The sequence below is a fragment of the Solibacillus sp. FSL H8-0523 genome (assembly GCF_038051985.1).
GTDB lineage: Bacteria > Bacillota > Bacilli > Bacillales_A > Planococcaceae > Solibacillus.
The window spans coordinates 181,635-200,218 of record NZ_CP150291.1 but is presented as its reverse complement, the minus strand read 5'-3'; the positions used below and the strand labels follow the sequence as shown (position 1 = coordinate 200,218).

Annotated in this window: 13 protein-coding genes, 2 tRNA genes and 3 rRNA genes; 8 read left to right on the top strand and 10 right to left on the bottom strand. The window is 43.2% G+C overall.

Going from position 1 to position 18,584, the window contains the following annotated elements; genetic code table 11:
• Positions 1–14: 14 nt before the first annotated feature.
• The 5 genes from rrf to NSQ62_RS00950 all read right to left on the bottom strand — a co-directional run bounded on the left by rrf (position 15) and on the right by NSQ62_RS00950 (position 5,092).
• A 5S ribosomal RNA gene (gene rrf / locus NSQ62_RS00970) occupies positions 15–130 on the bottom strand.
• Between the two features lie 65 nt (positions 131–195).
• Positions 196–3,123: ribosomal RNA gene (locus NSQ62_RS00965) — 23S ribosomal RNA — on the bottom strand.
• A 124-nt stretch (positions 3,124–3,247) separates the two neighbouring features.
• Positions 3,248–3,323, bottom strand: a tRNA-Ala gene (locus NSQ62_RS00960).
• Positions 3,324–3,360: 37 nt separating this feature from the next.
• Positions 3,361–3,437: transfer RNA gene (locus NSQ62_RS00955), tRNA-Ile, on the bottom strand.
• 99 nt (positions 3,438–3,536) lie between these two features.
• Positions 3,537–5,092 (bottom strand): 16S ribosomal RNA (locus NSQ62_RS00950).
• Together the 16S, 23S and 5S rRNA genes with 2 tRNA genes alongside form the textbook arrangement of a ribosomal RNA operon.
• A gap of 373 nt (positions 5,093–5,465) precedes the next feature.
• Between NSQ62_RS00950 and NSQ62_RS00945 the strand changes: the two genes are divergently transcribed.
• The 4 genes from NSQ62_RS00945 (at position 5,466) to NSQ62_RS00930 (ending at position 11,034) form a co-directional block, all read left to right on the top strand.
• Positions 5,466–6,953 carry a carboxypeptidase M32 gene (locus tag NSQ62_RS00945; RefSeq protein ID WP_341322084.1) on the top strand — a complete coding sequence of 496 codons (1,488 nt, stop codon included), beginning with the start codon at positions 5,466–5,468 and terminating at the stop codon, positions 6,951–6,953.
• Positions 6,954–7,139: 186 nt separating this feature from the next.
• Positions 7,140–7,454 (top strand): hypothetical protein, encoded by a 315-nt coding sequence (locus tag NSQ62_RS00940; protein WP_341322083.1) that lies wholly within the window; start codon positions 7,140–7,142, stop codon positions 7,452–7,454.
• Positions 7,455–8,668: 1,214 nt separating this feature from the next.
• Positions 8,669–10,663: a methyl-accepting chemotaxis protein gene (locus tag NSQ62_RS00935; RefSeq protein ID WP_341322082.1), complete on the top strand. Its 1,995-nt coding sequence runs from the start codon at positions 8,669–8,671 to the stop codon at positions 10,661–10,663.
• A 134-nt stretch (positions 10,664–10,797) separates the two neighbouring features.
• Positions 10,798–11,034, top strand: coding sequence for a hypothetical protein (locus NSQ62_RS00930; RefSeq protein WP_341322081.1), 237 nt, complete (start codon positions 10,798–10,800; stop codon positions 11,032–11,034).
• Positions 11,035–11,100: 66 nt separating this feature from the next.
• Here the strand turns inward: NSQ62_RS00930 and NSQ62_RS00925 are convergent, their stop codons facing one another.
• The gene (locus tag NSQ62_RS00925) at positions 11,101–11,712 is read right to left on the bottom strand and encodes a CoA pyrophosphatase (RefSeq protein WP_341322080.1); all 612 of its coding nucleotides are present in this window, start codon (positions 11,710–11,712) and stop codon (positions 11,101–11,103) included.
• 144 nt (positions 11,713–11,856) lie between these two features.
• Between NSQ62_RS00925 and NSQ62_RS00920 the strand changes: the two genes are divergently transcribed.
• From NSQ62_RS00920 to NSQ62_RS00910, 3 genes are read left to right on the top strand one after another with little or no spacing between them, the layout of a single operon-like run.
• A complete protein-coding gene (locus NSQ62_RS00920; protein WP_341322079.1) occupies positions 11,857–12,834 on the top strand; it encodes an ABC transporter substrate-binding protein in 978 nt (325 codons plus the stop codon).
• Positions 12,835–13,578, top strand: a complete 744-nt coding sequence (locus tag NSQ62_RS00915) for an ABC transporter ATP-binding protein (protein ID WP_341322078.1) — start codon at positions 12,835–12,837, stop codon at positions 13,576–13,578.
• Positions 13,568–14,359, top strand: coding sequence for an ABC transporter permease (locus NSQ62_RS00910; RefSeq protein ID WP_341323861.1), 792 nt, complete (start codon positions 13,568–13,570; stop codon positions 14,357–14,359). The genes NSQ62_RS00915 and NSQ62_RS00910 overlap by 11 nt, the downstream gene beginning before the upstream one ends.
• A 35-nt stretch (positions 14,360–14,394) precedes the next feature.
• Here NSQ62_RS00910 and NSQ62_RS00905 read toward each other — a convergent pair whose 3' ends face one another.
• Both NSQ62_RS00905 and NSQ62_RS00900 read right to left on the bottom strand, forming a co-directional pair.
• Positions 14,395–15,570 carry a hypothetical protein gene (locus NSQ62_RS00905; RefSeq protein ID WP_341322077.1) on the bottom strand — a complete coding sequence of 392 codons (1,176 nt, stop codon included), beginning with the start codon at positions 15,568–15,570 and terminating at the stop codon, positions 14,395–14,397.
• On the bottom strand, positions 15,557–16,066 hold the full coding sequence (locus NSQ62_RS00900) for a sigma-70 family RNA polymerase sigma factor (protein WP_341322076.1): 510 nt from the start codon (positions 16,064–16,066) through the stop codon (positions 15,557–15,559). The genes NSQ62_RS00905 and NSQ62_RS00900 overlap by 14 nt, the downstream gene beginning before the upstream one ends.
• Before the next feature lie 322 nt (positions 16,067–16,388).
• Here NSQ62_RS00900 and NSQ62_RS00895 point away from each other — a divergent pair, with 322 nt between their 5' ends.
• Positions 16,389–16,589 carry a cold-shock protein gene (locus NSQ62_RS00895; protein WP_341322075.1) on the top strand — a complete coding sequence of 67 codons (201 nt, stop codon included), beginning with the start codon at positions 16,389–16,391 and terminating at the stop codon, positions 16,587–16,589.
• 175 nt (positions 16,590–16,764) lie between these two features.
• Here the strand turns inward: NSQ62_RS00895 and NSQ62_RS00890 are convergent, their stop codons facing one another.
• Together NSQ62_RS00890 and NSQ62_RS00885 are read right to left on the bottom strand one after the other, a co-directional pair.
• Entirely contained in the window at positions 16,765–17,274 is a 510-nt protein-coding gene (locus tag NSQ62_RS00890) for a GrpB family protein (RefSeq protein WP_341322074.1), read from the bottom strand.
• Positions 17,275–17,421: 147 nt separating this feature from the next.
• The gene (locus NSQ62_RS00885; RefSeq protein WP_341322073.1) at positions 17,422–18,558 is read right to left on the bottom strand and encodes a DUF418 domain-containing protein; all 1,137 of its coding nucleotides are present in this window, start codon (positions 18,556–18,558) and stop codon (positions 17,422–17,424) included.
• Positions 18,559–18,584: the final 26 nt, after the last annotated feature.

Below are 18,584 nucleotides of genomic sequence, written 5' to 3'. Positions count from 1 at the left end.
TGGGTATAAAATAAGCGAAGCGACGTCCTACTCTCACAGGGGGAAACCCCCAACTACCATCGGCGCTAAAGAGCTTAACTTCTGTGTTCGGTATGGGAACAGGTGTGACCTCTTTGCCATCGTCACTTCACTTATTAAGTTGAAAGAATTTATTCTTTCAAAACTGGATAAACGTTTCATTGATGTTCATAAATTGTGGTTAAGTCCTCGACCGATTAGTATTCGTCAGCTCCACACATCACTGCGCTTCCACCTCGAACCTATCTACCTGATCGTCTTTCAGGGGTCTTACTTACTTGCGTAATGGGAAATCTCATCTTGAGGGGGGCTTCATGCTTAGATGCTTTCAGCACTTATCCCGTCCACACATAGCTACCCAGCGATGCTCTTGGCAGAACAACTGGTACACCAGCGGTGTGTCCATCCCGGTCCTCTCGTACTAAGGACAGCTCCTCTCAAATTTCCTACGCCCACGACGGATAGGGACCGAACTGTCTCACGACGTTCTGAACCCAGCTCGCGTACCGCTTTAATGGGCGAACAGCCCAACCCTTGGGACCGACTACAGCCCCAGGATGCGATGAGCCGACATCGAGGTGCCAAACCTCCCCGTCGATGTGGACTCTTGGGGGAGATAAGCCTGTTATCCCCGGGGTAGCTTTTATCCGTTGAGCGATGGCCCTTCCATGCGGAACCACCGGATCACTAAGCCCGTCTTTCGACCCTGCTCGACTTGTAGGTCTCGCAGTCAAGCTCCCTTATGCCTTTACACTCTACGAATGATTTCCAACCATTCTGAGGGAACCTTTGGGCGCCTCCGTTACTCTTTAGGAGGCGACCGCCCCAGTCAAACTGTCCGCCTGACACTGTCTCCTACCCCGCTAAGGGGCATGGGTTAGAAGTTCAATACAACCAGGGTAGTATCCCACTGACGCCTCCTCCGAAGCTGGCGCTCCGGGATCTCTGGCTCCTACCTATCCTGTACAAGTTGTACCAAAATTCAATATCAGGCTACAGTAAAGCTCCACGGGGTCTTTCCGTCCTGTCGCGGGTAACCTGCATCTTCACAGGTACTATAATTTCACCGAGTCTCTCGTTGAGACAGTGCCCAGATCGTTACGCCTTTCGTGCGGGTCGGAACTTACCCGACAAGGAATTTCGCTACCTTAGGACCGTTATAGTTACGGCCGCCGTTTACTGGGGCTTCAATTCGCAGCTTCGCTTGCGCTAACCACTCCTCTTAACCTTCCAGCACCGGGCAGGCGTCAGCCCCTATACGTCACCTTACGGTTTTGCAGAGACCTGTGTTTTTGCTAAACAGTCGCCTGGGCCTATTCACTGCGGCTCTCTCACGCTTGCACGCTAACAGAGCACCCCTTCTCCCGAAGTTACGGGGTCATTTTGCCGAGTTCCTTAACGAGAGTTCTCTCGCACACCTTAGGATTCTCTCCTCGACTACCTGTGTCGGTTTGCGGTACGGGCACCTCTCACCTCGATAGAGGCTTTTCTTGGCAGTGTGAAATCAGGAACTTCGTCCATACGGACTCGTCATCACAGCTCAATGTTAAAGTATGCGGATTTGCCTACATACACACCTTACTGCTTGAACACGCGCAACCAACGGCGTGCTTACCCTATCCTACTGCGTCCCCCCATTTCTCAAACGGTGAGGAGGTGGTACAGGAATATCAACCTGTTGTCCATCGCCTACGCCTATCGGCCTCGGCTTAGGTCCCGACTAACCCTGAGCGGACGAGCCTTCCTCAGGAAACCTTAGTCATACGGTGGACGGGATTCTCACCCGTCTTTCGCTACTCATACCGGCATTCTCACTTCTAAGCGCTCCACCAGTCCTTCCGGTCTGACTTCAACGCCCTTAGAACGCTCTCCTACCACGCATCCTATTGGATGCATCCACAGCTTCGGTGAATCGTTTAGCCCCGATACATTTTCGGCGCAGCGTCACTCGACCAGTGAGCTATTACGCACTCTTTAAATGATGGCTGCTTCTAAGCCAACATCCTGGTTGTCTAAGCAACGCCACATCCTTTTCCACTTAACGATTACTTTGGGACCTTAGCTGGTGGTCTGGGCTGTTTCCCTCTTGACTACGGATCTTATCACTCGCAGTCTGACTCCCGTGTATAAATATCTGGCATTCGGAGTTTGTCTGAATTCGGTAAAGCGAGATGCCCCCCTAGTCCAAACAGTGCTCTACCTCCAGTATTCTCAATCACGAGGCTAGCCCTAAAGCTATTTCGGAGAGAACCAGCTATCTCCAGGTTCGATTGGAATTTCTCCGCTACCCACACCTCATCCCCGCACTTTTCAACGTGCGTGGGTTCGGGCCTCCAGTAAGTGTTACCTCACCTTCACCCTGGACATGGGTAGATCACCTGGTTTCGGGTCTACGACCACGTACTAATTCGCCCTATTCAGACTCGCTTTCGCTGCGGCTCCGTCTTCTCAACTTAACCTCGCACGTAATCGTAACTCGCCGGTTCATTCTACAAAAGGCACGCTATCACCCATTAACGGGCTCTAACTACTTGTAGGCACACGGTTTCAGGATCTATTTCACTCCCCTTCCGGGGTGCTTTTCACCTTTCCCTCACGGTACTGGTTCACTATCGGTCACTAGGTAGTATTTAGCCTTGGGAGATGGTCCTCCCGGATTCCGACGGAATTTCACGTGTTCCGCCGTACTCAGGATCCACTCAGGAGGGAATAACTTTTGGGCTACAGGGCTTTTACCTTATTTTGCGGACCTTTCCAAGTCGCTTCGCCTAAATCATTCTTTTGTAACTCCGTATTGAGTGTCCTACAACCCCAAAGAGCAAGCTCTTTGGTTTGGGCTCTTCCCGTTTCGCTCGCCGCTACTCAGGGAATCGAATTTTCTTTCTGTTCCTGCAGGTACTTAGATGTTTCAGTTCCCTGCGTCTGTCTCAAACACGCTATGAATTCACGTGAGTGTACTATCCGATTAAAGATAGTGGGTTCCCCCATTCGGAAATCCCCGGATCAAAGCTTACTTACAGCTCCCCGAGGCATATCGGTGTTAGTGCCGTCCTTCATCGACTCCTAGTGCCAAGGCATCCACCGTGCGCCCTTATTAACTTAACCAAAAGTTAAACTTAAATCAAAAGATTTAAGATTTTAAGGATATTGCACGACCAATTTCTTGATCTATTGTTTGTTTATTACTTATCAATGTCGTTTTATCCAGTTTTCAAAGAACAAAAAAAATTGGTGGAGCCTAGCGGGATCGAACCGCTGACCTCCTGCGTGCAAGGCAGGCGCTCTCCCAGCTGAGCTAAGGCCCCAATATTATGGGTATAAGAGGTATATAAAGAATTTATATGGTGGGCCTAAATGGACTCGAACCATCGACCTCACGCTTATCAGGCGTGCGCTCTAACCAGCTGAGCTATAGGCCCTCTTAGAAGTATATAAAATTCATTCATAAACCTTCAAAACTGAACAGCAAACGTTAATGAGTATCTTTCCCATGGAAAGATTTCCGAAATAATCCTTAGAAAGGAGGTGATCCAGCCGCACCTTCCGATACGGCTACCTTGTTACGACTTCACCCCAATCATCTATCCCACCTTCGGCGGCTGGCTCCATAAAGGTTACCTCACCGACTTCGGGTGTTACAAACTCTCGTGGTGTGACGGGCGGTGTGTACAAGGCCCGGGAACGTATTCACCGTGGCATGCTGATCCACGATTACTAGCGATTCCGGCTTCATGTAGGCGAGTTGCAGCCTACAATCCGAACTGAGAACGATTTTATCGGATTAGCTCCCCCTCGCGGGTTGGCAACCGTTTGTATCGTCCATTGTAGCACGTGTGTAGCCCAGGTCATAAGGGGCATGATGATTTGACGTCATCCCCACCTTCCTCCGGTTTATCACCGGCAGTCTCCTTAGAGTGCCCAACTAAATGATGGCAACTAAGAACAAGGGTTGCGCTCGTTGCGGGACTTAACCCAACATCTCACGACACGAGCTGACGACAACCATGCACCACCTGTCACCGTTGTCCCCGAAGGGAAAACTGTATCTCTACAGTGGTCAATGGGATGTCAAGACCTGGTAAGGTTCTTCGCGTTGCTTCGAATTAAACCACATGCTCCACCGCTTGTGCGGGCCCCCGTCAATTCCTTTGAGTTTCAGTCTTGCGACCGTACTCCCCAGGCGGAGTGCTTAATGCGTTAGCTGCAGCACTGAGGGGCGGAAACCCCCCAACACTTAGCACTCATCGTTTACGGCGTGGACTACCAGGGTATCTAATCCTGTTTGCTCCCCACGCTTTCGCGCCTCAGTGTCAGTTACAGACCAGATAGTCGCCTTCGCCACTGGTGTTCCTCCAAATCTCTACGCATTTCACCGCTACACTTGGAATTCCACTATCCTCTTCTGCACTCAAGTTCCCCAGTTTCCAATGACCCTCCCCGGTTGAGCCGGGGGCTTTCACATCAGACTTAAGGAACCACCTGCGCGCGCTTTACGCCCAATAATTCCGGACAACGCTTGCCACCTACGTATTACCGCGGCTGCTGGCACGTAGTTAGCCGTGGCTTTCTAACAAGGTACCGTCAAGGTAGCGCCAGTTACTACGCTACTTGTTCTTCCCTTGCAACAGAGTTTTACGAACCGAAATCCTTCTTCACTCACGCGGCGTTGCTCCATCAGACTTTCGTCCATTGTGGAAGATTCCCTACTGCTGCCTCCCGTAGGAGTCTGGGCCGTGTCTCAGTCCCAGTGTGGCCGATCACCCTCTCAGGTCGGCTACGCATCGTTGCCTTGGTGAGCCGTTACCTCACCAACTAGCTAATGCGCCGCGGGTCCATCCTATAGTGATAGCAAAACCATCTTTTAACTTTCGAACATGAGTTCAAAAGTATTATCCGGTATTAGCTCCGGTTTCCCGAAGTTATCCCAGTCTATAGGGTAGGTTACCCACGTGTTACTCACCCGTCCGCCGCTAACGAAAATTCGGTGCAAGCACCAAAAATTCGTCCGCTCGACTTGCATGTATTAGGCACGCCGCCAGCGTTCGTCCTGAGCCAGGATCAAACTCTCCATAATAGTTAGTTTGAAAGCTCATTTGCTTTGCTAGCGATTCAACTAATTAAAGTTGAAATCTATTGTTTGTTTCATTTAAGAAACTTGTTTTTCATTAACGTTGCTTGTTCAGTTTTCAAGGTTCATGTTGCGTTTTGTTTCGCTTTGTTATCAGCTCGTTGCTGACGACTATTAGAATATTACACGCCTTTTCAAAAACCGTCAACACTTTTTAAAAACTTTTTTCATTATTTTTTTTTGCTACTAGTTTCTACTTATTTAAATAGTTTTTCATTTTTTCATAACTATTTTCTATAGCCAAAGTGTATATCTATTTTTCTATGCCTTTTTTGATTATTCGCGTTATATAATTTAATTAGAAAAGGAGTGATTCATTTTGAAAGAAACATTTATTGATTATGTGAAAAAAATGCAAAACTACTCTGAGGCGCTGTCGGTGATTTTTTGGGATATGCGTACAGGGGCTCCGAAAAAGGGTTTACCGCAGCGCGCTGAAGTAATTGGAACATTGTCTGCTGAGTTATTTGCACTGCAAACAAGTGATGCACTTGGACAGTTACTAACGCAGCTAGAAAATGAAGAATTAGATTTTGTGACGCGTCGTTTATATGAAGAAGTGAAAAAAGGCTATGATGAGTCGAAAAAAATTCCGGCTGATGAATTTAAGGCTTATACCATTTTGAAAGCCAAGTCAGAAGCGGCTTGGGAAGAGGCTAAAGCGAAGTCGGATTTCTCTATTTTCTTACCTTATCTACAGGAAGTCATTGATTATCAAAAGCGCTTTGTTGGCTATTGGGGCATTAAAAACGGCTCGGCCTACAATACTTTGCTTGATAAATACGAGCCCGATATGACGACAGATCTGCTCGATCAGCTATTTGGCGAACTTAAAGCGACGATTGTTCCATTGGTGAAAGCCATTGAGGCATCACCAAACAAACCGGATACTTCGGTTCTATTTAAACACTTCCCGAAAGCTGGTCAACATGCGGCTTCACTAGAGCTCTTAACGCAACTTGGCTATGATTTCGATGCGGGACGCTTGGATGAAACCGTGCATCCATTTATGATCGGCTTAAATAGCGGGGACATTCGTGTAACGACAAAATATGATGAAGCAGACTTCCGTTCTGCAGTATTTGGCACAATCCACGAATGTGGCCATGCTTTATACGAACAAAACATTGACCCGAAGCTGAATGGTCTACCGCTTTCTACAGGTGCTTCAATGGGGATTCATGAGTCGCAGTCATTATTCTACGAAAACATTGTCGGACGTAACGAAAACTTCTGGAAACATAATTTCGCTATTTTACAAAAGCACTCCCCTGCACAGTTCGGCGATGTAGCTGTAGATGACTTCTTAAAGGCCATTAACTTCTCTGCGCCTTCATTTATTCGAATTGAAGCAGACGAACTCACTTACCCGCTTCATATAATGATTCGCTATGAAATTGAACGTGAGATTTTCAATGGGGATCTACAAGCAACAGATTTACCACGCGTTTGGGACGATAAATACGAGGAATATTTAGGCATTCGCCCTGCAAATGATGCAGAAGGTGTGCTACAAGATATGCACTGGAGTGACGGCAGCTTTGGTTACTTCCCTAGCTATGCGCTAGGCTTCATGTACGCGGCGCAGTGGAAGCACGAGATGGATAAAGACATTCCGAACTTCGACGAACTCCTTGGTCGCGGCCAATTAGCACCGATTAAAAACTGGCTAACCGAAAAAGTTCATCAATATGGTGCACTGAAAAAGCCAAACGAGCTAATTGTAGAAGGTACAGGTGAGGCGCTAAGTGCAGCATATTTAACAAATTACCTACAAGAAAAATATACAAAGCTATATCAGCTTTAATATCTAAGTCGCTTCTTAATAAGGAGCGGCTTTTTACTTTTTCTATAGTAACGCTTGATTTAACGGTCCGTTGGTTTTTTGCTAGTGACGGAAGCGGTGAAAACTAAAAAAATGTACAAAACACCTAAAGCGATTTAAGATTAATTAAGAAACAAATTAATTTCTTAAAAGTAAGTGGAGGTAAAATTGAAAATTTTAATGGATATGTTATTTGTTCTATTTTTGCTATCCCCTTTATTGGTAGCAATAATATTGATTATACGTGGGTTTATCAAAAAAACTGAAACAATGTTTTATACAAAAATAATCGGATTTACATTTGGTTTTTTCAATATCTTCTTCTTAATAATGACGGTTACAGATTCAGGAAATGGAAATGGGATCTTTTTTGGATTTGGATTCTTTTTGTTTGTGCTGCCTGTTAACCTAATTACTTTTTTTATTTGCGTTTTATCAGATTTGAATATGAAATCGAAAGAAGAAGCTCTTGATGAAAAATAGCTCATTCCCTTGTCTCATCATCCTCCTATCAGTCCCCCTTTAGATAGCCTTTCGCTTTATTGTTTGAATTATATTTTGCCATACCAAGATTTGATTCAATATCTCCTCCCTTTCCGGGAATAGCTTCTTTTGTCCAACTGGATTTACACCCTCTAGTTCGTGCACATACCAGACCACAAAAAAATCCGTTGCACTAACGCAACGGACAAAATAAGGAGAAATTTATGGGAAAATAGAAATTCGCTTAAAAAAGACCCTTTCACTGACAGATTGCGTTAAATGAAAGGGTAAAAAAGTGGAGAAACCTAAAGTATATTCAGCTGGCGAGATCAACTCTGCCGCTTGAATAACCTTAATTAGAATATAACCAACAAAGGTTAAAATTAGGTTAAAAAAATAGTAATTTCTATAAAATTTAAAAAATGAGTAAATAGACCCTCTCCATACTTTCAATACTTAAAAAGTGAGAATCAACTAGCTAATCCACCCTCACATCCCCTTATATCGCGCATAGTGAAGAATTAACACACTCTTCAACAGAGGTGAAATTGGGGACCGAACAAGTATCGACAACGGTTGCAGAAATTGCGAGCGGCACAGAATCTCAGGCAAGTAATGCGGCTGACGTTGCTGGAGCAATGACAGTGACTTTTCATTAAAAATTCAAGATGTCAACGCGGGCAACGAACAGATTAAGAGCACATCAACCAGTGTGTTAACTCTTACTTCCGAGGGACAAGAATACGCCAATTTAAGTTATATCATTAAATAACAAAACCCCTGTAGCACACGGCTGAACCGATGCACAGGGGTTTTATTTTAAAATAGTTTTTGTAATAACTGATAGCCTAAGCCTTTAAATGCAATATCTAAAGCCGCTGCAACAATAATTACGCCGCCCACCGCTACATACAATCCTTTTTTCCCTTTCATAACAGTCCTCCATCTACATTTCTCACATTCATCATAGGTGATTTTTGTAGAAAAACCTAGAAATTTATCATAACGAGGAGCTTCTCCACAAAAATCTATTTTAGTTGTAAAGGACTTCCCTCACATATTTACGTAATTGTCACAAACTTTTATAATTTGCCAAAAAACTAGTCATTCCTTCAAAATTTGCTTCGCCTAATATCTTACATTCTTTTATAATGGAATTGGATATAAATAAAAAGAACTAGACAGACTAATTTAAATTTGGAGGGAATATCTGCATGGAGAAACAGAAAAGAGCGCTCAAAGTCTCAATTAACTATAAATTGGGCTTCGCATTTTTAATTGCACTACTTATTCCTACGTTATTAATCGCCTTCACTTCCTATTCTTCAGCAAAAAATGAAATTGAAGCGAAAATTAATTCGAGCGAAATGCAAAGTGTATCCTCTGTTGATATGTTCATTAACAAGCATGTGTCACCTATTGTGAACGACGTGGAATACTTTGCGAGTGTTTTCAATCAATCGGATTGGAACACAAACGGTAACTGGAGCTCAATGTTAACAAAGCTTGAGCAATATTTTGAAACGAGCGAAGGCATTGTTTCTTCGTTTGTTGGGACAAAGAACGGGGATATGATTCAACACCCTGACTTAGGTCTGATGAACAACACAGAATTCGACCCTCGTACGCGTGCATGGTATCAAAACGCAGAAGCGAATCCGGGGCAATACGTCATTGCAACTCCTCACCAAGCTGCATCTACAGGTGATTGGGTGGTAACGATTTCGAAGCAGCTAGACGATGGCAGCGGTGTTTTTGCGATTAACTTAGGCATGGACGCGCTATTTACTATTGTCAACGACATTCAAGTTGGCGAGCAGGGCTATCCGTTTTTAATGTCATCTAACCAAACGATCATCGCTCACCCTACATTAGATGGTGGCGCTGATGTATCTGAGGAACCATGGGCAAAACAAATGCTTGAAAATGAAAAAGGTTCATTTGAATATGTATTTGAGGGCTCTGACAAAAAAATGTACGTCGCTACAAACGAGTTAACTGGCTGGCAAATTGGCGGCACGATGTTTAAAAGTGAAATTTCACAGGCAACGGCTCCAATCTTAAAAACAACACTATATGTTGTCATTGCTTCCCTATTAATATTAGGTGTCTTCTTAATCATAATTATTCGTTCGATTACAAAGCCGTTAAAACAAATCTCGGACGCAGCTGTTGTCATGAGCTCTGGGGATTTACGTACGACGGTATCAATCAATAAACGAGATGAAATCGGTGTCCTAAGCCGTGCATTCAACAAAATGGGTGGTATGCTTTCATCGATTATTAAACAAATCCATGAGCAGTCATCAGTTATTTCTGCATCATCTGAGGAATTATCAGCAACTTTAGGTGAAAATCGCAATGCATCTGAACAAATTGCGATAGCGATGAATGATGTACAAGACGGCTTCGAACAGCAATCTGTTAAATTATCGAAGAGCTTTAAATCCTTACAAAAAGTATCAAACAACATCCATTTAATTTCGGATAATACGGTACAGGTAACAGCGAGCGCACAACATGCCGTAAGCGCTGCGGAAGTTGGACATGATATCGTCGTTTCCACACAGCAGCAAATGTCTGCAATCGAAGGCACATTTAACCGCCTATCTGCTGATATTGGCACAGTCAATACGTATGCGAATGAAATTAACGAAATCGTTAACGTCATTACATCCATTGCCGACCAAACAAACTTACTTGCACTGAATGCATCGATTGAGGCAGCACGTGCGGGTGAACATGGTAAGGGCTTCGCAGTCGTAGCCGAAGAGGTTCGTAAGCTTGCTGAGCAAACGAATAATTCTTCGATCCAAGTAAAAGAAATCATTACGGCCATTCAACGTGAATCTTCAAAATCAGTAGAATCAATGCACGATAGCTTAGACGAGGTTTCAAAAGGCTTAGAAATGTTTGCACAAACCGAAACGAACTTCTTACAAGTGAAACAATTTATCCAAAACTTAACGGAGCAGCTTGTCGACATTCAAGACCGCGCGCATTTAATCGCACGCGATAGTGACTTTGTTGTTGGCGATATTCAAGTTGTAGAAGAAATCTCTGCCAAATCACAAGAGCTGTTGCAATCTGTGGCCACATCTACAGAAGCGCAACTATGTTCAATCGAAGAAATTTCTGCAACAGCAGAAGCATTAGAAGCCATTGTTGACGAATTATTAACAGAGGTTAGTGTGTTTAAAACGCAATAATCAAACGGCCATTCCAGAGTACAATGGAATGGCCGTTTTTAATCCTTTTTAACGGGTTAAAAAGAAATTTTCTGACTATATTTTTACATTTATCGTGTTCAGTTCTATAATAATTACACACAAGGGGGAATTACATGCCGCGCTATCAAGTTATCATCACTACAAAAGAAAACCACCGTTTGCACTACCGCACCGACAACGAAACCTTTCTTCAATTCATTCATGACTGTACAATCAAAGCACTTAACGTTCAAGTGGCCCAGCACTTATCTACCGATGAACTATTCGTTACCGACATCTACTTAGACCATCCCATTTCCTGCGAAGTTATCGATCACTACACGAAAACATCACGTCTTTTCCCCATTTAACCTTATTTTAGAGCATATTTTTCAAAGAAAAAAGGAATGCACCTTTGACTTGTGCATTCCTTTTCGCTATTTTATTTTTTCAATAAAGTGTTTCAATAATCTCGCCGTTAATCCCCAAATCGTATAGTTTCCGTATTCATAAAACCATTCTTCCATCAGGCTTGAACGCCACTGATAGTTTTGACCGTTTGCGATTTTATCGTATGGGAAATCAGTTGGCGGATTTAACTCCACCGGTACATAGTGTACATAGGGTTCATGCGTCATAAGCCAATTTAGTGGGACGGTAAACAGTTCTTCCACTTCATCGCGGTTGAAATCGAGTTCTTCTGCTTCTAACACACCAATAAATGGATAGACAACAAAGGTTGGCGATGCCACAAATGGACTTAAATGCCCTAAAATTTGAATCGCCGCCGGGTCAATCCCAAGCTCCTCATGTGTTTCGCGTAGTGCAGCCGCTAGTGGTGTGGCATCGGTTGGATCGATTTTGCCCCCCGGAAAGCTAATATCCCCTGGCTGTTTACGCATCGTAAACGCGCGGACCTCAAACAACACATGCCATTCTCCATTTTTTTGAACAAGCGGAATGAGTACCGCTGAACGAAATGCTGTTTCTTCCCCTAAAAATAACGGCTGTGGCTTGGCGAGCTGACCCTTTATATTCTCCAAAAACATACATATCACCTACTTTAAAACAGTTATTCCCTTTATCGTACCATGAACCAACGATTTTCGGCGAAAAGTTGCATTCCCCCTTTGCACGAAACGCCGGCGCGTTGCATATGCTACGTACAACTTTAATAAGAAAAGGATGGCGACATGAACAAGCTGCGCCTATTATTTTTTAGCGCACTGTTATTAGTTTTAGTTGGTTGCGGTGACAAGGAAACACAAAACGTAAAAGTCGGCGAAGTCACACGCTCCATTTTTTATGCCCCTCTTTATGCTGCCATTGAACAAGGGTATTTTGAAAAGCAAGGCCTCTCAATTGAACTCACAACCATTCCTGGCGGCGATAAAACGATGACCGCGCTGCTTTCTGATGGGATCGATGTAGCGTTAATCGGCGCCGAAACGTCGGTTTATGTAGCCGGACAGCAACCAAATGACCCGATTATTAACTTTGCCCAGCTGACACAAACTGATGGCACGTTTTTAGTTGCGCGTGAGCAGGTAGATAATTTTACGTGGGATAATTTAAAAGGCAGTACATTTTTAGGGCAACGGGTTGGCGGGATGCCACAAATGGCTGGGGAGTTTGTATTGAAGAAAAATGGCATCAACCCACAGCAAGATCTGACACTTATTCAAAATATCGATTTTGCTAATATTGCCAATGCCTTTGCTTCGGGTACGGGAGATTATGTACAGCTCTTTGAACCAACTGCTAGTATTTTCGAACAGCAAGGCATTGGGAAAATTGTCGCTTCCTTCGGTGAGGAGCTTGGTGCCATTCCATATACCGCGTTTATGACAAAGGAAAGTACGATCGTTGATGATGCGTTCATCACAAGCTTTACAAAAGCGATATATGAAGCACAAAAGTGGGTGTACGAAGCTTCAGCAAAAGATGTTGCAGAAGCGATTGCCCCTTATTTTGAAGATACCGACCTTGCCTTAATTGAGCAGGTAGTCGAACGCTATCGCGCACAGAAATCCTATGCTGAAAATCCAATCATCGATGAAGATGAATTTCAAAATTTACTCGATGTGATGAGTGAGGCTGGCACGCTTGACCACAGCGTAACGTACAGTGATCTTGTGAACCGCTCGCTTGCCGATGCGGTTGTGGAGTAAATGACCTTTTTACATGTACACAATATATCGCATCATTTTTTCACTGAAAAAGATGTGACCACTGCCCTTCGTGATATTCACTTTACGCTTGAGGAAGGCGAATTCGTAGCCTTTTTAGGTCCGAGTGGCTGCGGCAAATCGACATTACTTTCCATCATTGCTGGGCTGCTAACCCCTACAGAGGGCGAGCTTCGATTTTCACAAGGTTCACCCGAAATCGGCTATATGCTTCAACAGGATTTTTTGTTTCCGTGGAAAACGATCGAAGAAAATGTCGCACTTGGGCTCACGATTTTAAAACGGTCACCTTCTTCAGTTGTCGATCAGCTCCTTGAAAGCTTTGAACTCAGTCACACAAAAAAGCTCTATCCTACACAGCTGTCTGGTGGCATGCGTCAGCGAATCGCGCTCGCCCGCACCTTGGTGGTAAACCCTTCCCTGCTCTTGCTGGATGAACCGTTTTCCGCCTTAGATTTTCGTTCAAAATTAATGCTCGAAAATTTTGTTGCCAAAACCTTACAGCACTTTAAAACGACGACAATTTTAGTCACCCATGATATTAGCGAAGCGATTGCGATGAGCGATAAAATTTTCATTTTTTCCCCACGCCCTGGCACGATTACACAGTGCTTTGTCGTCCCTGAAGCGATTCGCAAATTACCGCCACTAGATGCGCGGAATGACCCGCTGTTTCAATCATTATTTCAAACGATTTGGAAGGAGCTGGAGCGTGATGAACATTGATTTACTGCAAAAGCAATTCAGGCACGCTCGCCGTCGTCATAAGCGGAAAGTAATCCTGCTTCAGCTCGTATTACTGGTCAGTTTATTGTTAGCTTGGCAACTCGCCACACAGTTCCGTTTAGTAGATCCGCTCATTTTTAGTAGTCCTGGGGCGGTGGCCTCGCTTTTTTTAAAGAAGCTTGTTGACGGCTCCCTCTTACCGCATGTTGGGATCACCTTATTTGAAACGGTCGTTGGGTTTTTACTCGGCACACTGTTTGGTACGCTCCTTGCAATCTTTTTATGGGCATCGAAAACTGCTGCCGAGGTACTGGATCCGTATTTAGTTGTGTTAAATGCGATGCCGAAAGTGGCGATTGGTCCGATTATTTTGGTAATTTTTGGTCCAAATATGCTCGCAGTGCTCGTAATGGGTGTGCTAATTTCGGTTATTATTTCAACCATTGTCATTTTCTCGGCCTTTTTGCAGGTCAATGAAAATTATCTGAAGGTCATGCAGTTATTCCATGCGACAAAATACGAAACGTTTCGGCATGTGGTGTTACCGGCTTCGATGCCGACGATTGTTTCAACATTGAAGGTCAATGTAGGATTGTCGTGGGTTGGGGTTATTGTTGGGGAGTTTTTAGTATCCTCAAAAGGCTTGGGGTATTTAATTATTTCAGGTTTTCAGGTGTTTAATTTTACGCTCGTGTTTTTAGCGTTAGTGATGATTTTGGTTCTAGCTACGCTGATGTATAAGATGGTGGAAATGATTGAGCGGAGATTGTTAGCAAAATGAAACGAGCCAATCGCTGAAAGATTGGCTCGTTTTACTCATTGCACCTGCTGCCCTTGTTCATCCAAATATAAAACTCCAAAACCGGACAAGTCTTGTGGTTTTTTATAGAAAATAATTGTTGGCTCATTTTGAGTGATGGCAATTTCTTGTTTGTAACGAGCCTCGTCTGCTAAACGCAATGTCGCCACGTTATGCCCGTCTGCAAAGCCAAATACTAACGTTTGCTGAGGCGAATTCACCTTAGTATCAAACGCCGTTTCACGGAATAATTCCTCTGTATGCCACGTCATCATGTGTTTTACATAATGTCCGTTTTTGTAAGTAAACGTCGCCAGTACTTTGAAATCATCGAACGCAACGAGTGCCGCGCGCGTCGTATGAATCGTAGCGGCGTATTGAAGCACGGGCTCACCGGTTGCTTTAACGTCCATTTCTGCTAATTGATTTGAAACTACTTCTATTAAGAGTTGCTCGTCATAGGCTGCTGTATCCTTATAAGGCTTATCGAATGGCTGATAAGCGGCAACAACAGCGAGAAACACGCAGCACGACAGAATAATCCAGTGCCTATCGCGCCCTAACTTTACAATGGCCATTAGCAACAAAGCTAAAACGACCACATAACCTACCCAAGCCTTTGTATCGTAGCTGTAAAATTTCCACTGATGCTTTTTTTCATCTGCGACCGTCATATAAGAAAAGTTAACTTGTGGTTTTAACTCGGAAATGATTTTGGGGGCCAGTATGACAAGCTCTTCAATGGATGTAACCGGCTGTAAGGAAAATTGCACGTCCCCCTGCCAGCTCGCCTCTTGGATATAATGTAAAAGCTCGCTGACTAAGAAGCGATTCTTTAGCGAAAGCTGGGAGTCCTCATAAAACATCTGGCTATTGTTTTCTAATGCAAGACGCAGTAAATACGCGTCACCATTATAAAGGTCTGATGCCTCGCGCGTTGCATGTTTGTTGAAATACTCCACTACCCCAGTGTCTACAGAACCTAAAGGACCTGTTGCCGTTAATGGTTCTGGCTTTTGTTCTGAGATTGTGACGAGTAAAAATAGGGCAATTGCCGCGATACATACCGCTACAATTTTTGGTAGCCATAACTTTCGCTGTGGTTGTTGATGTTGTAAAATCGCCTGCTTTTTGTGCAGGGATAGTGTTTTTTGTTCCAGTTCCTCTGTTAACGCCTGTTTAATTGGATCCATCTAACAGCGCCCCCTTCTGCAGTGTGATACCAAGCTGTTGCCTCGCGCGCCTTAGCCTTGTTTTTATGGTACTTTCCGGTAGCTTTAACACAGCCGCTATTTGCGCGGTTGTAAATTCAAAATAATGATAAAACACAACGACCTCGCGATATTTTACGGGCAGCTCGGTGATTTTTTCATATAACCGAGAAGCTAATTCATTTTGCTCTACCTGCTGGGCAACCTGATCCTTCACAACGAGGCGCTGACTTAACTGCAGTAGCTGCGTTTGCCGATAACGCCAGCTCACTAAATAACTTTTGCAGCGATTGACTGCAATGCGATACAAATACGTCTTCACATCCGCATCTGCCCGGTAATCCGAGGCATAAAAGCGCAAAAAGGTTTCCTGCGTTAAATCCTCCGCCATTTGCCAATCCTTTGTATAGGTATAGCAAAGCCGCACTAGGTAATCGCCGTATGTATGAACAACCTGTTCAAATGTTTGTGAATCCATCGCAGCTCTCCTCCTTAAATCATTAGACCCTGAGCACTTGGGAATAGTTTCAAAAATCATAAAGTTACCTACTAGTTTAGTGTAAAAAGCGAAGGAATCGTTGAACAATTTTGCTAAAGGAAATTAAATGTAATCTCAGCTATAGACAAACGGATTTCTTTCATGTATACTAAGGTTAATAAGATGTTTACAAGAACACTATAAATTCACCTATTCCAAAGAGTATTCGTGTTTTATTTAGTACTTTTTGTAATATGTGAATTTTTTTCTTTTAGAAGAAATAGGATGATCTTATTAAATACGATTAATGGAGGTCATTTAAATGACACAAGGTACAGTAAAATGGTTTAACGCAGAAAAAGGTTTCGGTTTCATCGAAGTTGAAGGCGGCGCGGATGTATTCGCTCACTTCTCAGCTATCCAAGGTGACGGTTTCAAATCTTTAGACGAAGGTCAAAAAGTTGAATTCGGTATCGAAGACGGCCAACGTGGACCACAAGCTACAAACATCGTAAAACTTTAATTTTTACAGTGTAGCTAAAAGAGGCATCCTTTCATTAGGATGCCTCTTTTTTATAGTCTTTTATAGAATTTCTACAGAAAACCTTTCCGTATTGCCCCAAAGCGTCTTTAAACTGATTGTTGTAGTAAATATTACGCTCATTTTAATACATTTTTCCATAGGGATCTACTTTCCTCTACCTTTCTTGAAACCAACTGAGAGCTTTTTGCTCCATGTCACTTACAAATTTCTTTTTTGCTGGACTGTATTGGCTTGTATTATCGTAGCGTTGAGCCAACTCTTCTTTAAAGCGACTATAATTGGTTACTTCTTGGGGGTGAGATCTCAGATAATCTCGAAAGATCAAATGGCGTTGAATTTCAGGATTATCATGTTGATAAAAATGGATATGGTGGGTTCTGTTCTCTCCACCTTTTCTAAATAGCCTTCTACCTGTAATACCCCATTCCCCAACAACATCATAACCAAGAGAATCCATGTGGTTATTGAATAAATCAACTTTCTCAATGTTCTTAACGATACACATCATATCGATTACAGGTTTTGCTTTCATTCCATAAACTGACGTACTTCCAAAATGCTCGCATTTGATTATTTCGTCGCCAAATATTGTTTTAAGAAACTCTGCCTCAATTTTAAACATTTGAGACCAATCTACACTATAATCTGTAAGGCGAATTTCCATAGTGTCGTACCCTCCCTTCAAAGAAAAGCGATGAGTAGTCAAAATCCCCTAAAAAATATGAATATTTCTTAGGGGATTTCGTTAATTGTTTAAATAGTTATACTCCTAAGAGACCATAAAATTAAACATACCTTTTCATTCACACCGTTATTTCCCTAGATAAACAAACTTACGTAGCAACCACTCGGCTGGACCCATCGAAAAACGCTGACGGTATAATCGCGAGCTGACAACTTGCACACTATAAATGACAAGCGCTAGTAAAAGTCCGAGTGCCACACCAAGCTCGCCGAAGTAGCCAAAGCCGTAGCCGTAAAAAATCGTCGTACAAATGATCGACTGCAGTAAATAATTCGATAATGACAAACGCCCGACACTCGCAAAGCCGTCCATCAGCTTGCTGTCTTTTACCTTCATAAAAATCAATGTAAAGAGCGCGATGTAGCCAATTGAAAGCACATACGTACCGAGTCCATAAATAATCGTGCCGACAAAATGATCCCACAATAAAAATGCTTTACATAGTAAACCAACTGGCACAAGTAAGGCCAAGCGTTTTACGAGCTGCTGTTTTTGCTCGATATCTTTAAACAAATCAACCTTTGCTGCCGCCATCCCAAGTAAAATGAAGCTACCGACCGCAAAAAAGGCTATAATTCCAAGAAATAAAAACGCAATAACAAGTCCGATGAGCCAAAAAATAACTCCAAATTCGTCATCCGTAATCCCAATGCGGTGTTGCACGACTTCTAAATAACTACCATTTGATAAAATAACCGCCGCTTTTTCATTTTCCTTAGCAAGTAAATCTAAAAATGTCGTTTTCATAAATAAAAATGGCACCATCAGTACGGCCAAAATAATTGACCATACAACCCATGTTTTGACGCGACGCTTTAAGAAAAATACTAGTATAAACAACAGTGCTGCGCCATATGTAAGTAAAATATCGCCGTCCCATACAAGTGTGATATGTACCGCACCTAACACAATGAGCCCAATCGCACGGCGCCAAAGCGGACCCTTCGCACTTAGTTCACGCTTTTCAAAAGAGCGCACAAACAAAATAACTCCATAACCAAATAAAAAACCAAAAATCGGATAAACTGATGCCTCTACGAAAATTTTCGTAAAATAGTATGCTGCTTGATCCCACCAGGTTGATGGCTCAATCCCATCTTCCGTATTAACGCCATATTGAAAATACAGCATATTGGCAATCAGTATGCCTAGTAACGAAAAACCTCTTAACGCATCAATGACTTCAATTCGTTTATTCATCATACACCTCCTACTTTTGTATACGGATG

Excerpts from the sequence above, each read along its gene's own strand:
- NSQ62_RS00930 (WP_341322081.1), top strand. The coding sequence starts at position 10,798 with ATGCCGCGCTATCAAGTTATCATCACTACAAAAGAAAACCACCGTTTG.
- NSQ62_RS00890 (WP_341322074.1), bottom strand. The coding sequence starts at position 17,274 with ATGGAAATTCGCCTTACAGATTATAGTGTAGATTGGTCTCAAATGTTT.
- NSQ62_RS00885 (WP_341322073.1), bottom strand. The coding sequence starts at position 18,558 with ATGATGAATAAACGAATTGAAGTCATTGATGCGTTAAGAGGTTTTTCG.
- NSQ62_RS00895 (WP_341322075.1), top strand. The coding sequence starts at position 16,389 with ATGACACAAGGTACAGTAAAATGGTTTAACGCAGAAAAAGGTTTCGGT.
- NSQ62_RS00920 (WP_341322079.1), top strand. The coding sequence starts at position 11,857 with ATGAACAAGCTGCGCCTATTATTTTTTAGCGCACTGTTATTAGTTTTA.
- NSQ62_RS00935 (WP_341322082.1), top strand. The coding sequence starts at position 8,669 with ATGGAGAAACAGAAAAGAGCGCTCAAAGTCTCAATTAACTATAAATTG.
- NSQ62_RS00905 (WP_341322077.1), bottom strand. The coding sequence starts at position 15,570 with ATGGATCCAATTAAACAGGCGTTAACAGAGGAACTGGAACAAAAAACA.
- NSQ62_RS00915 (WP_341322078.1), top strand. The coding sequence starts at position 12,835 with ATGACCTTTTTACATGTACACAATATATCGCATCATTTTTTCACTGAA.
- NSQ62_RS00925 (WP_341322080.1), bottom strand. The coding sequence starts at position 11,712 with ATGTTTTTGGAGAATATAAAGGGTCAGCTCGCCAAGCCACAGCCGTTA.
- NSQ62_RS00910 (WP_341323861.1), top strand. The coding sequence starts at position 13,568 with ATGAACATTGATTTACTGCAAAAGCAATTCAGGCACGCTCGCCGTCGT.
- NSQ62_RS00900 (WP_341322076.1), bottom strand. The coding sequence starts at position 16,066 with ATGGATTCACAAACATTTGAACAGGTTGTTCATACATACGGCGATTAC.